The organism is Klebsiella sp. ZJOU C1, assembly GCF_035620215.1.
Classification (GTDB): Bacteria; Pseudomonadota; Gammaproteobacteria; order Enterobacterales; family Enterobacteriaceae; genus Klebsiella; species Klebsiella variicola.
The window spans coordinates 4,541,057-4,554,795 of record NZ_CP141644.1 but is presented as its reverse complement, the minus strand read 5'-3'; the positions used below and the strand labels follow the sequence as shown (position 1 = coordinate 4,554,795).

Sequence of the window (13,739 nt, the reverse complement as noted above, 5' to 3'; positions counted from 1 at the left end):
ATCGTCGTGCGTTACCCATTAATAACAAATTCAGTTCATTCCATAATAAAAGGGTTTACCGATGAATAAAATCTGGGTCGGGTGTTTTCTCACGTCTCTGTATCTGCCATCCGTTATGGCGCAGGCGCCGTTATCGCTGGAGGAGCGACTGGCGCAAATGGAGCAGCGGTTAAAGGCAACGGAGGCGCGCGCCGCCAGCGCAGAGGCGGAAATTAAGACACTGAAAGGCCAGCAGCAGGCCACGACGGTCGCCCGCGCGGCGCCGGCTACGCCGCGCCTGCAGCTAAACGACAATGGCGAATTAAAATTTTATGGCGACGTCGAATTTAACCTCGATGGCGCCAGCCGCACCGGCAGTCTGACGTCGGTCAAAACCAGCGCGAATAAAAGCTGGGCGCCGGGCGATAAAGAACGCTGGGATATTAATGGTCGTATTCTGCTGGGGATTGACGGCAGGCGTAATGGCGCTGACGGGAAATATGCCGGATTCAGCGTGCAGCCGCTGGCGGATATGGATGGCAAAATGAATCTCGACGATGCGGTATTTTTCTTTGGTCAGCAGGATGACTGGAAAATAAAAATAGGCCGCTTTGAAGCCTGGGATATGTTCCCCCTGAATCAGGACACCTTTATTGAATATTCAGGCAATACCGCCAACGATCTCTATTCCGACGGCTATGGCTATATTTACATGATGAAAGAGGGGCGCGGGCGCAGCAGCAGCGGCGGCAACCTTCTGTTCAGCAAAACGGTGGATAACTGGTATTTCGAGGTTAATACCCTGGTGGAGGACGGCAGTTCGCTGTTTGTCGATCAGAACTATCACGGTAACGCGCTGGAAAACCGCAAAAATGTGGTGTACGTGCGGCCGGTGGCGGTGTGGCAGTCCGGCGCCTGGTCGGCGGCCGCGGCGATAGAGAGCAATCTCGTCAACAATGCTTACGGCTATCAGAACCAGAGCGGACGCTGGGTCGACCAGTCAAATCGCACCGGCTACGGGCTGACCATGAGCTGGAACACCCTGAAAAGCGACCCGCAGGATGGGGCGGTGGTCAATCTGAGTACCGCTCTGCTGGACGCGGCGGACGAAACCGACTTCAGCGCCGGAATTAACGCCCTGTGGCATCGCGTGGAGCTGGGCTATATCTACGCGCATAACAAAATCGACCAGTTCAATATGGCCGGGGTGACCAGCGAATGTGATGGCGACTGCGCAATTCTCGCGCCGGGGCGCTATGACATCCATACCCTGCACACCTCCTGGCAGTTGCCGAATATTATGGCGATGCCGAACTTCAATATTTACCTTGGCGCCTATGCTTCGTGGCTCGATTCCACGGCAGCGAAGAGCGGGAATCCCGATGAACGCTACGGCGCTCGGGTGCGTTTTAAATATTTTTTCTGACAGGATACTCAGGCAGACTCTCCCGCGGCGGACGCCGCGGGAGGTTTCCGACGGGCACGTTAGCGCATCGCGCGGCGCAGAATGCGGTCGGTCTGGCGCTGGAAGTCCTCGGCCGCTTCTTCCACCGACTTTTTACCGTAGTCGATGTACTGCAGGGTGGTGCCGAACTGGGCGACGATCTGCGGATCGTCGAAGTACGGGGAGACCGGCAGGGTCGTGGGCAGGGATTGTGCCAGTTTCAGGCCAGACACCGCCGGATCGTCGGCTTTGATGATCCCGTCCTCGGTCAGGTAGTTGACCGCCGCTTTACTCAGTGGTACTCCACGCTCCAGTCCGAGAATATCCACCCCTTCTTTACTGTTCAGCAGGAAGTTAATCACTTTCGCCGCCGCCTGCGGGTTTTTCGTCGATTTGCCAATCGACAACATTTGCGCGGGCTTGAAGAACAGTCCGGCGTCGGTGGCGCCCGGCAGCATCGGGTATTCCCCCAGCACCAGCTTCGCCGGCGGCTTCAGGTTATCGGAATATTTGTTGATGGTGGAGTTCCACATGTAGGTGCCGCCCCATTCACCCTGGATCCACGGCTTCATCTCGTACATGTTGCTCTTGCCGAACGAGGCATAGTAGCGGGTGTCCGGCATCACATGGTTGTCGATAAGCTTCTTATACATACCGAAGAAATCTGCCCACTGCGCTTTGCTGTAGGAAAATTTGCGCCCCTTCTCATCGATGGCCGGCTGATTGTATTTTTGCACCATATAAGAGTTGAGCAGCGCCAGCACGTCCTGGTGTTCGAGCACGACCGGGTAGTACTGTTTCCCGAGCTTGCTTTCGAAGGTTTTGCCCGCCGCCATAAGCTCATCCCAGGTTTTCGGGAAGGCGATGCCCGCCTTTTTCCACGCTTCGTCGTTAAAGTAGAAGACGCGGGCGGTGACGGAAATGGGAATACCGTTAAGCTTGCCGTTGACCGTGGTGGACTGCAGCTCTTTGGCATCGAACTGGCTGAGGTCGATCTCGTCTTTCAGGGTATTGAGATCGTAAAAGCCCTCGCCATTTTTCGAAAAGATCGGCAACCAGTTCCAGTTGGTCTGCATCACGTCAGGCTCAGTGCCGCCGGCAATCTGGGTGGTCAGGCGCGAAAGATGGCCGTCCCAGCCGGTGTATTCTGCTTTGACGTTAATGTCGGGATGTTGTTTGTGGAATTCCTCCAGCGCCTTGAGGGTGACCTGATGGCGGCCGTTGCCCCCCCACCAGGACATACGAAGGTCGACATCCTTCGCCATTGAAGGTAATGCGGTAAGGCCCAGAGTGGCGGAGATGACGGCGCTTAAAAGCACGTTTTTCATTTTAATACTCCAGTGTTCACAGAGAGAGGTTCTGTTCGGTTTTCGCGTCAAAGATGTGACACTTATTGAGATCAAATTTGAAATACACCTTGCGATGAAGGCCCTTCTCGAGCATGGGTTTCGCTTCATCGGACGGCACGCGGGCGGTCAGCTCATAATCAGCAACCTTCAGATAAACAAAGAATTCATGTCCCATGTTTTCCACACGTACCATTTCACCCGTGCAGGAACCCTCGGCAAAGGGTTCATCGGAGAGAGAGACAAACTCCGGGCGCACGCCAAAGAAAACCTGCTGATTCTTATGGGTCTCAACTTTGCTTTGCAGCAGGTCGTTGAGCGGCAGTCGCTGATCGCCCAGCGTCAGATGCAGGCGACCGTCGTGCTCAACCAGCTGGCTGGGGCGAATATTCATCTCCGGCGCGCCGATGAACCCGGCGACAAACATATTTTTCGGCTGGTGGTAGAGATTGTCTGGCGTATCAACCTGCATAATGTGGCCGAGCTTCATCACGCAGATGCGGTCGCCCATGGTCATCGCTTCCGTCTGATCGTGGGTGACGTAGACGGTGGTCGCCGGTTTGCCGGATTTTTTCAACTGCTTATGCAGATCGGAAATGCGGATCCGCATCGAGGCGCGCAGTTTGGCGTCAAGGTTGGAGAGCGGTTCGTCGAACAGGAAAACGTCCGGTTTTTTGACGATCGCCCGACCCACCGCCACGCGCTGCGCCTGGCCGCCGGAGAGCTGGCGCGGCAGGCGATCGAGCAGTTCTTCCAGTTCGAGAATTTTCGCCGCTTCTTCCACCTGTCTGTCGATTTGCGCCTTCGGCAGCTTGCTCAGCTTCAGGCCGAAGGCGAGGTTTTCGCGCACCGTCATATGCGGATAGAGGGCGTAGTTCTGGAACACCATCGCGATGCCACGTGATTTTGGCGCCAGGTTGTTGACGATTTTGTCCCCAATCCGCACCTCGCCGCCGCTGATGGTTTCCAGACCCGCCAGCATGCGCAGGGTGGTCGATTTGGCGCAGCCGGAGGGGCCGACGATCACCATAAATTCGCCATCGGCAATCTTCAGGTCGATACCATGCACCGCTTTAAACCCGTTGGAGTAAACTTTTTCCAGTTTGTTGAAAATGACTTCAGCCATGATATTTCCCTCTTAACCTTTGATTCCGCTGCTGGTCACGCCCTGCACGAAGTAGCGTTGAGCCAGGAAGAAGACAATGATGGACGGCAGAATGGAGATACTCGCCATTGCCAGAATTTCGTTCCACGGCGCGCCTTCCGTGACGTCGATGGACATTTTTAGCGCCAGCGCGATGGGATACTTATCGACGCTGTAGACGTAGATCAGCGGGCCGATAAAGTCGTTCATCGACCACATGAACTGGAACAGCGCCACCGAGATAATGGCCGGCTTGAGGATCGGCACGACCACGTACCACAGCACCTGGATGGAGTTGCAGCCGTCGATCTGCGCCGCCTCTTCCATATCGCGTGGGACGCCGCGCAGAAACTGGATCAGCATGAAGACAAAGAATCCCTGGGTGGCGAAGGCCAGCGGCAGGTACAGCGGCAGATAGCTGTTCAGCATCCCCATTTCACGGAACATCAGGTACTGCGGGATCAGCAGGACGGTGCTTGGCAGCAGCATGGTGGTGATGAGCGTTGCGAACCAGAACTTCTTCCACGGGATCTCAAAGCGTGCAAAGCCGTACGCCACGATGGTGGAGGAGATGATCGTTAACACCACCTTCGGGATCACATATTTAAAGGTGTTAAGCATATAGTGGCCGAAATGGTATTCGGTGCCGGTCTTCCAGCCATTGATAAACCCGTCCCAGGTCGCGTGGGCAGGCCACAGTCCGAGGGTGGTGAAGATCTCATGGTTCGGCTTGAACGAGGCGGAGAACATCCACGCCAGCGGGTAGAGCATCAGCAGGCCGACGAATATCAACACGACGTAGCGTACCACCCGACTCACCTTTTCCCGACGCAGCGTACGAGCGACCTCACGATCGGCGTTGCTCATTACCGGCGCCATCTGTTGAATATCAGCCATTTTTGCCTCCCTTATCGGCGGAGTAGAAGACCCAGTATTTCGATGACTTAAAGGCTATCGATGCAAAGACCGCGACGACGAGGAACAGCACCCATGCCAGCGCGGCGCCATAGCCCATGTCGAAGTACTTAAAGGCGGTATCGTAGATATAGAGTGAGAACAGGTAGGTGTAATAGGTCGGGCCGCCGCCGGTTATCACGTACGGGCCGGTAAACTCCTGGAACGCCTGGGTGGTCTGCATAATAAAGTTGAAGAAAATGACCGGGGTAATCAGCGGCACGGTGACCTTCATGAACATCTGCCACTTTGAGGCGCCGTCGATCATCGCCGCCTCATACTGCGACTGCGGAACGTTCTGCAGCGCGGCGAGGAAGATGACCATCGCGGAACCAAACTGCCAGACGCGCAGCAGGGTGACCGACATCAGCGCCAGCGAAGGCTCCCCCAGCCAGTTGACGGCATCAATGCCAAAGACGGCGAGGAAGCTATTCAGCAGGCCGTCAATGGCGAACAGGGCGCGCCACAGTACCGCAATAGCCACCGAGCTGCCGAGAATCGACGGAATGTAGTAGGCGGTACGGAAAAAGCCGATGCCGCGCAGTTTGAAATTGAGCACAAAAGCAATGCCGAGGGCGAAAGCCAGTTTTAAGGGAATAGTTAAAAAAACGTAGGCGAAGGTCACGCCCATCGATTTCCAGAACAGGCTGTCCTCGGTCAACATATAGCGATAGTTTTCGATGCCGTTAAATACCGGCGGGCTCATCAAGTCGTACTCAGTAAAACTGAGAAAGAAAGATGAAACAAAGGGAAAAGCGGTAAAGACGATCAGCCCGATGATATAGGGTGATATCCATGCCAATCCCAGCAGCTTGTTTTCATTCATACATACCTACCTGGCTTACGAGTTGTAATACGGATTCGGTGACGCGGCGCTGTCGGCCTTTTCGCCTGACAACGCAAAAATGTCTGAACGCTTCCTCTGATTAACATGTCCTTGTTAATGAATGGGTTAGTAATTAAGTGAGCCAGCAAGTGGCGTGCTGTCAGGCTCGCTTTTATGCTGCTCTATTTTTTATAAAACATCGTTTTAATTTCATTTTATTGCGATTTATTTCTGCGTCATGCAGATCAGGATGGAAATGTGATCAAAGTCGAAACGATGTTTCAAAAAGGTGAGGTGGTAAGCATTTTAGGGAGCTGAGGGAGCCTGAAAAGAATGAAGGTTCAGCGTTAACTGAGCGAAAAATATTATTACCAGGATAATGATTGCGACGGCATCTTTTTTAATGCCTGTGGTAACACGTAAACCGGGGGCGGTGAACGCCCCCATCATGGATCAGCGTGAGAGAAAATCTTCGCGGACCGGCGTGAAGGTATCGAGCAGCGTGCCGGGCTGCAGGCAGACGCAGCCGTGCATGATCCCTGGCTGCTTATACAACGTATCGCCGGCGCTGACGACGCGCGTCTCCTCGCCGATGGTGAATTCAAACTCACCGGAGAGCACATAGGTGAGCTGTTCGTGGGGATGGTTATGCATCGGGCCGACGGCGCCGGCGGCAAAATTCACCTCCACGGCCATCATTTTACCGTCGTGGGCCAGAATGCGGCGAGTTACGCCATTGCCGAGGTCTTCAAGGGTGGTGTCTTTATGGAAAATAAACATCGGGCGGTCCTGTTGTTAAAGTGAAACATTGTTTCACTTTAACTTATCCCACTCTTCATGAAAAAGAAATACGCGGCCAGAGAAGTGGAAAGTTGATCACAAGTTTGCTTCACTGGCAGAAACGACATAAGGAGCAGAAGATGAAAACCATTGGCCTGTTAGGCGGCATGAGCTGGGAGTCCACGATCCCCTATTATCGGTTGATCAATGAGGGCGTTAAGGCGCGACTGGGCGGCCTGCACTCTGCCAGCCTGGTGCTGCACAGCGTCGATTTTCACGACATCGAAGCCTGCCAGTCCGCCGGCGACTGGGATCGCGCCGGGGAGATCCTTGCTGAGGCCGCGGTCGGGCTGCAGCAGGCGGGGGCCGAAGGCATTGTCCTGTGCACCAACACTATGCATAAAGTCGCAGATGCCATCGCCGCCCGCTGCCAGGTTCCCTTCCTGCATATTGCCGATGCCACCGGACGGGCGATTGCCGCCAAAGGTCAGCGCCGGGTCGCGCTGCTGGGCACCCGCTATACCATGGAGCAGACCTTTTACCGCGGTCGTCTGCAGGAGCAGTTTGCCATCGAGACGCTGATCCCTGAGGCTGACGATCGGGCGCAGATCAATCAGATCATCTTCGACGAACTTTGTCTCGGCACCTTCAGCGAGGCGTCGCGGGATTATTATCTGCAGACGATCGCCGCCCTGGCGGAGCAGGGGGCGGAAGGGGTTATTTTCGGCTGTACGGAGATTGGCCTGCTGGTGCCTGCCGAGCTCAGCCCGCTGCCGGTCTTTGACACCGCGGCGATCCACGCGGAAGACGCGGTCAACTTTATGCTCTCTGCAGGACCGACGCCAGCGGCGTGAGGATCTGCGGCAGACTCTGCTGCAGGTGGGCAACAAAGGCGTCGACCAGCGCCGAGCGCGGGCGGTGGAGAGGGCGGATCAGGCTGACGGTAAACGGCACCTCGACGCTGAAGCGGCGCACCACCACGCCGCTATCGGCATAGTCCAGGGCGGTTAACGGATTCACCACCGAGATCCCGGCGCCGGCGCGCACCATGGCGCAGATCGAGGCCGCGCTGTGGGTTTCGACCACCATCCGCCGTTTAACCTGATGCTCAAGGAACAGGGCGTCGAGCAGCTGGCGATAGCTGTCGGTGCGCGACAGGCTGATGTAGTTTTCGCCCTGAAAATCGGCGGGGGTCAGCGTCGCCTGCGCCGCCAGCGGATGGCCGGCGGGCAGCACGCAGACTTCATTCAGCGTCAGCAGCGGGGTGCGTTCGGTGCCCGCGGGGGTATGCAGGGTCTCCGTCAGGCCAAGGTCATGGCGCTGGGCGGAGAGCCACTCCTCCAGCAGCGGCGACTCCTGGGGGACGATCTGCAGGCTGACCTCCGGGTAGCGAGTGAGAAACGGCGGCAACAGCAGCGGCAGAAAGGACTGGGAAAACACCGGCAGACAGGCGATCGACAGCTCGCCCTGGCGGAACTCGCGCAGGCTCTCGGCGGCGCTGACGATACGGTCCAGGCCATACCAGGAGCGCTGAACCTCCTCAAACAAACGCAGGCCCTGCACCGTCGGCTGCAGGCGACCGCGGGTCCGCTCAAACAGTTGCAGGCCGAGCACCTTCTCAAAGCGCGCCAGCTCGCGACTGACCGTGGGTTGCGAGGTGTGCAGCATCCGCGCCGCTTCGGTCAGGTTGCCGGTGGTCATCACCGCGTGAAAGATTTCGATATGACGCAAATTGACGGCTGGCATGCGGTCTCCGTGAGGCTCGGCTGGAACCATATCATTTTTGCATAGAGTCGCGATAAAACGATATTTTTTATTCGTCTGTCACTGTGGCGTAATCAGAAAAAACAGCGACCAACACACGCACTGCACCGGAGTTCTTATGCCACACTCGCTTTACGCCACCGATACTGACCTGACCGCGGACAACCTGCTGCGCCTGCCGGCGGAATTTGGCTGCCCGGTCTGGGTCTATGATGCGCAGATTATTCGCCGCCAGATAGCCCAGCTCAGCCAGTTCGACGTGGTGCGTTTTGCGCAAAAAGCCTGCTCTAACATTCATATTCTGCGTCTGATGCGTGAGCAGGGGGTGAAGGTGGACTCGGTGTCGCTGGGGGAGATCGAGCGGGCGCTGGCGGCAGGCTACGATCCGCAGCAGAATCCCGAGGATATCGTCTTCACCGCCGATCTGATCGACGACGCCACCCTCGATCGGGTGAAGGCGTTACAGATCCCGGTGAACGCCGGCTCGATCGACATGCTGAGCCAGCTGGGCGAGGTGTCGCCGGGCCATCGCGTCTGGCTGCGCGTCAACCCGGGCTTTGGCCACGGCCACAGCCAGAAAACCAATACCGGCGGTGAGAATAGCAAGCATGGCATCTGGTACAGCCACCTGCCGGCGGCGCTGGAAGTGATGCGTCGCTATCAGCTGCAGCTGGTCGGGATCCATATGCATATCGGCTCTGGCGTTGACTATGGTCACCTGGAGCAGGTGTGCGGCGCGATGGTGCGCCAGGTCGTCGACTTTGGCCAGGATCTGCAGGCCATCTCCGCCGGCGGCGGTCTGTCGATTCCTTACCGCGAAGGTGAAGAGGCCATCGACACCGCCCACTATTATGGCCTGTGGAACCGCGCCCGGGAGCAGATCGCGGCCCATCTGGGGCACTCGGTGAAACTGGAGATTGAGCCAGGACGCTTCCTGGTGGCCGAGTCCGGCGTGCTGGTGTCGCAGGTGCGCAGCGTGAAAGAGATGGGCAGCCGTCACTTTGTGCTGATTGACGCCGGCTTTAACGACCTGATGCGCCCGGCGATGTACGGCAGCTATCACCATATCACCGCTCTGGCGGCGGATGGTCGCGATCTCAGCGCCGCGTCGCAGGTGGAAACCGTGGTGGCCGGGCCGCTGTGCGAATCCGGGGACGTCTTTACCCAGCAGGAAGGGGGCAAAGTCGAGACCCGCCTGCTGCCGGCGGTGGTGCCTGGGGACTATCTGGTGCTCCATGACACCGGCGCCTACGGGGCTTCGATGTCATCCAACTATAACAGCCGTCCGCTGCTGCCGGAGGTGCTGTTTGATGGCGGCAAGGCACGGCTGATCCGCCGTCGCCAGACCATTCAGGAGCTGCTGGCCTTAGAGCTTATTTAAAAAAGGTCCCGTCGTTACCGACTCGCGCAACACCAGCGTGCCGGTAAACGGCGGGATCGTTTCTATCGGCTGCTGGTTAGCAAGCTTGATCGCCTGATCGATAGCCGTGGTGATCATGTTGTCGATCGGCAGATAGACCGTCGACAGCCCCGGCTCCAGCCATTTCGCGCTTGGCGCATCGTCGAAGCCAAACAGCGACACATCCTGCGGAATACGCAGCCCCGCCTGATGCAGCGCCTTTGACGCCCCCAGCGCCATATCATCGTTACAGGAAAACAGCGCGCTGAAGCGGGCTTTCTCGTCCAGCAGTTCCCGGCACAGTTCGTAGCCGCGGGTCATCGTCGAGTCCCCGTACTTCACCCGGCTCGGATCCCACTCAATACCATGTTTTATCAGCGCGTTGCGGTAGCCCTGCAGGCGAGCCTGGCCGGTAGGGGTGTGCATCGGGACGGTCATGCAGGCGATATCGCGGTGGCCCTGGGTAATCAGATACTCCACGGCCTGAAAGGCGGCTTCCTGCTGCTCGAAGAACACGCAGCGTTCGCGGGCCTGCGCCACATCGCGGTTAATCACCACCAGCGGCATGGCGATCGAATTAATCAGCGACATGATCGCCTTCTCACTCATGTGCCGGGTATAGAGGATGATCGCATCGCATTGCCGGTCGGCGAGCATCTGCACCGCTTCCTCTTCGCGCTCCGGCGTATCATGGCCGTCAGTGACGATAAGCTGCTTTCCCCAGGCTTCCGTCTGGCGTGACGCCTGCTGCAGCAGACGGCCAAAGTAGAAGCCGTCGAAGGTGGAGACGACCAGCCCAATACTATTGCTGGTCTGATTGGCCAGCGAGCGTGCGAGAAAATTCGGCCGGTAGCCCAGCTCTTCCATCGCTTTAAAGACTTGTTGGCGGGTGCTCTCTTTCACCTGACCTGTGCCGTTCAACACGCGGGAAACCGTCGCTTTCGAGACGCCTGCGCGAATTGAGACATCCAGCATTGTAGCCATTCATCGATTCCTGATTTCACGTGGTAAAGCGCAGTTTATCACAGACCGAAAAGGGACATATCGACGGGGCGGGGCGGAAAAACCATCGCGATCACGCTTTTGGCAGGAACTGACGAGCCGGCATAGTCTGGTATGCCAATGTCGATTCTATCGGATATTTGGGATACCACAGTGCGCGTTGCGAGCGCTGTCACAGAACTATTTTTGCCTGGCGACTATGTTTTGGTATGCCAAAAGTCTCTGGCTGTTCACCTGGCCGCAATAAGCCCTTTACTCTGAGGTACTCTTTTATGGCATTACAGGACAAACTGATCGACGCGCTGGGGCGTTTCGCGACGACATTCAACAGCTATCGCTACATTATGGCGATCAAATCGGCGTTTATTACTCTGATGCCGGTGATCATCGTCGGGGCCTTTTCGGTACTGATCTCCAATATGGTGCTGGATCCGAAGAATGGGCTCGCCAGCTTTTCCTCGCTCTCCTTTCTTGCGGCGCTGAAGCCGATCACCAGCGCGCTTAACTACGCCACGCTCAACTTCCTCAATATCGGCGCCGTGTTTCTGATCGGTATTGAGCTGGGGCGGATCAACGGCATCAAAAGCCTGTTTCCCGGCCTGCTGGCGGTGATCTGCTTTATCTGCGTCACGCCGACGACGGTGGAGATGATGGTCGATGGCCAGATGCACGTGGTGAAAGATGTCCTGCTGCGCCAGTTCTCCGATACCCGCAGCCTGTTCCTCGGGATGTTCATCGCCATTCTGTCAGTGGAGATTTACTGCTGGCTGGAGGGGCGCAAGGGACTGAAAATTAAAATGCCGGATACCGTGCCGCCGAACGTTTCCGCCTCTTTTTCGGCACTGATCCCGGCGATCATCACCACCACCGCGATCGCCACCCTGGGTTTTCTCTTTCACCAACTGACGGGAATGTATCTGTACGATGCGGTCTACCAGGTGGTGCAGCAGCCGCTGGAGCGGGTGGTGCAGAGCCTGCCGGGGATCCTGCTGCTGATGTTCGTCGCCCAGCTGTTCTGGGTGATCGGCATTCACGGCAACCAGATGATCAAGCCGATCCGCGAGCCGCTGCTTCTGGGGGCGATCACCGTCAATATGAGCGCTTTTGAGCAGGGAAAAGAGGTACCGAACATTATCACGATGCCCTTCTGGGACGTCTACATGAGCATCGGCGGCTCGGGGCTGACCATCGGCCTGCTGATTGCGGTGATGATCGCCACGAAGCGTAAAGAGATGAAAGAGATCGCCAAGCTGTCGATAGGCCCGGGGCTGTTCAATATTAACGAGCCGGTGATCTTCGGGATGCCGATCATGCTCAACCCGATCCTCGCTATCCCGTTTATCATCACCCCGCTGGTGACCGGCAGCATCGGCTATTTCGCCACCCTGACCGGCTTCGCCGGCAAGGCGGTAGTGATGGTGCCCTGGACCACGCCGCCGCTGATCAACGCCTGGCTCTCCACCGCCGGCTCGATGGGGGCGGTGGTGACCCAGCTTATCTGCATCGTGACCGCGGTGCTTATCTATCTGCCTTTCGTCAAAATCGCCTCCCGCCGTGCCGATGCCGCACAGCGTCAGGCCGACAATCAACAGACCGCCAACCCTGTCTGAGGAGCCTATGACTACCGTACGGATGACCATTCCCGATGATTTTATCCTTGGCGCGGCGGCTTCCGCCTGGCAGACCGAGGGCTGGAGCGGGAAAAAACCGGGGCAGGACTCCTGGCCCGATCTCTGGTACAAAAACGACCGCCACGTCTGGCATAACGGCTATGGCCCGGCGGTGGCCACCGATTTTATCAACCGCTTTCAGGAAGATGTGCAGTTGATGAAGCTGGCCGGGCTGACCCACTACCGCACCTCAATCAACTGGTCGCGCTTTCTGACCGACTATGAAAACGTCACGGTGGATGAGGAGTATGCGGCCTATTACGACCAGCTGTTCGATGCGCTGCTGGCCAACGGCATCACGCCGATGATCTGCCTTGAGCATTATGAATTGCCCGGCTATCTGCTGGAAAAGTATGGCGGCTGGGGGTCGAAAACGGTGGTCGAGCTGTTTGTGCGCTACGCGGAGCAGGTCTTTGCCCGCTACCACCCGAAGGTGACCCGCTGGTTTACCTTTAATGAGCCAATTGTGGTACAGACCCGGGTCTATCTGGATGCCCTGCGCTGGCCCTATGAGCAGAACACCAGCACCTGGATGCAGTGGAACTATCATAAGGTGCTGGCGACCGCCAGCGTCGTGAAGCGGTTTCGCGAGCTCGGCTATCCCGGGACCGTCGGCTGCATCCTCAATCCGGAGGTGACCTACCCACGCTCACGCGCCCCCCATGACCTGCGCGCGGCGGAGATCTACGATCTGTTCTACAACCGCATGTTCCTCGACCCGCTGGTGCACGGGGTCTGGCCGCCGGAGCTTCTTGCACTGCTCGAACAGCATCAGGTGACGTGGGGCACCAGCGCGGAGGATCTGGCGATTATCCGCGAGCACACCGTCGATGAGCTGGGGATTAATCTTTACTACCCGCACCGGGTCAAAGCCCCGTCGCGGGCCTGGCATCCGCATACCCCGTTTCATCCGGCCTGGTATTATGAGCCGTTTGAGCTGCCCGGCCGGCGAATGAACGCCTCCCGCGGCTGGGAAATCTACCCGCAAATCATCTTTGATATGGCGATGCGGATAAAAAATGACTATCGCAACATCCCCTGGTTCGTGGCGGAGAGTGGGATGGGGGTGGAAAACGAAGGCCAGTTCCGTAACCGCGAAGGCACCATCGATGACAGTTACCGCATCCGTTTTATCAGCGAACATCTGTGGCACACCCTGCGCGCCCGCGAGGCAGGGGCCAACTGCCAGGGCTATATGCTGTGGGCGTTTACCGACAACGTGTCGCCGATGAACGCCTTTAAAAACCGCTACGGGCTTATCGAAATCGACCTGCAAAACCATCGCGCCCGGCGACCCAAAGCCTCGGCGCACTGGTTTCGTCAGCTGGGCGAACGGCGTGAACTGGTGCTGGATATCGATGATGAATACCGCTAGCCGGGGGCAATATTTGCTAAGATAGCGGCGTATTTGACTCGCAGGCATGTAACGCA

Annotated in this window: 12 protein-coding genes; 5 read left to right on the top strand and 7 right to left on the bottom strand. The window is 57.4% G+C overall.

Features of this window, described 5'->3' with window-relative positions; genetic code table 11:
- The first annotated feature begins 61 nt into the window (after positions 1–61).
- Positions 62–1,405: a carbohydrate porin gene (locus tag SPE70_RS21745; RefSeq protein WP_022064921.1), complete on the top strand. Its 1,344-nt coding sequence runs from the start codon at positions 62–64 to the stop codon at positions 1,403–1,405.
- A 59-nt stretch (positions 1,406–1,464) separates the two neighbouring features.
- Here SPE70_RS21745 and SPE70_RS21740 read toward each other — a convergent pair whose 3' ends face one another.
- The 5 genes from SPE70_RS21740 to SPE70_RS21720 all read right to left on the bottom strand — a co-directional run bounded on the left by SPE70_RS21740 (position 1,465) and on the right by SPE70_RS21720 (position 6,473).
- Positions 1,465–2,751, bottom strand: coding sequence for an ABC transporter substrate-binding protein (locus tag SPE70_RS21740; RefSeq protein WP_008806348.1), 1,287 nt, complete (start codon positions 2,749–2,751; stop codon positions 1,465–1,467).
- 16 nt (positions 2,752–2,767) lie between these two features.
- Positions 2,768–3,895, bottom strand: coding sequence for an ABC transporter ATP-binding protein (locus tag SPE70_RS21735; RefSeq protein WP_008806347.1), 1,128 nt, complete (start codon positions 3,893–3,895; stop codon positions 2,768–2,770).
- A gap of 12 nt (positions 3,896–3,907) precedes the next feature.
- Positions 3,908–4,810: a carbohydrate ABC transporter permease gene (locus SPE70_RS21730; RefSeq protein ID WP_008806346.1), complete on the bottom strand. Its 903-nt coding sequence runs from the start codon at positions 4,808–4,810 to the stop codon at positions 3,908–3,910.
- The gene (locus tag SPE70_RS21725) at positions 4,803–5,693 is read right to left on the bottom strand and encodes a carbohydrate ABC transporter permease (RefSeq protein WP_004205419.1); all 891 of its coding nucleotides are present in this window, start codon (positions 5,691–5,693) and stop codon (positions 4,803–4,805) included. The genes SPE70_RS21730 and SPE70_RS21725 overlap by 8 nt, the downstream gene beginning before the upstream one ends.
- Before the next feature lie 453 nt (positions 5,694–6,146).
- A complete protein-coding gene (locus SPE70_RS21720; protein ID WP_012540645.1) occupies positions 6,147–6,473 on the bottom strand; it encodes a cupin domain-containing protein in 327 nt (108 codons plus the stop codon).
- A 140-nt stretch (positions 6,474–6,613) separates the two neighbouring features.
- Between SPE70_RS21720 and SPE70_RS21715 the strand changes: the two genes are divergently transcribed.
- Positions 6,614–7,327, top strand: a complete 714-nt coding sequence (locus SPE70_RS21715) for an aspartate/glutamate racemase (protein WP_002915992.1) — start codon at positions 6,614–6,616, stop codon at positions 7,325–7,327.
- On the opposite strand, the gene SPE70_RS21710 is transcribed toward SPE70_RS21715, so the two are convergent.
- Positions 7,293–8,219, bottom strand: a complete 927-nt coding sequence (locus tag SPE70_RS21710; RefSeq protein WP_072122862.1) for a LysR family transcriptional regulator — start codon at positions 8,217–8,219, stop codon at positions 7,293–7,295. The two genes, SPE70_RS21715 and SPE70_RS21710, sit on opposite strands and share 35 nt — an antisense overlap.
- Positions 8,220–8,355: 136 nt before the next feature.
- Between SPE70_RS21710 and lysA the strand changes: the two genes are divergently transcribed.
- A complete protein-coding gene (gene lysA, locus SPE70_RS21705; protein ID WP_136047541.1) occupies positions 8,356–9,618 on the top strand; it encodes a diaminopimelate decarboxylase in 1,263 nt (420 codons plus the stop codon).
- Here lysA and SPE70_RS21700 read toward each other — a convergent pair.
- Positions 9,604–10,611, bottom strand: coding sequence for a LacI family DNA-binding transcriptional regulator (locus SPE70_RS21700; RefSeq protein ID WP_162708846.1), 1,008 nt, complete (start codon positions 10,609–10,611; stop codon positions 9,604–9,606). The genes lysA and SPE70_RS21700 overlap by 15 nt on opposite strands.
- A 299-nt stretch (positions 10,612–10,910) precedes the next feature.
- On the opposite strand from SPE70_RS21700, the gene SPE70_RS21695 reads away from it, so the two are divergent.
- Both SPE70_RS21695 and SPE70_RS21690 read left to right on the top strand, forming a co-directional pair.
- Positions 10,911–12,248: a PTS sugar transporter subunit IIC gene (locus SPE70_RS21695; RefSeq protein ID WP_008806339.1), complete on the top strand. Its 1,338-nt coding sequence runs from the start codon at positions 10,911–10,913 to the stop codon at positions 12,246–12,248.
- 7 nt (positions 12,249–12,255) lie between these two features.
- Entirely contained in the window at positions 12,256–13,683 is a 1,428-nt protein-coding gene (locus SPE70_RS21690; protein WP_064170017.1) for a glycoside hydrolase family 1 protein, read from the top strand.
- Positions 13,684–13,739: the final 56 nt, after the last annotated feature.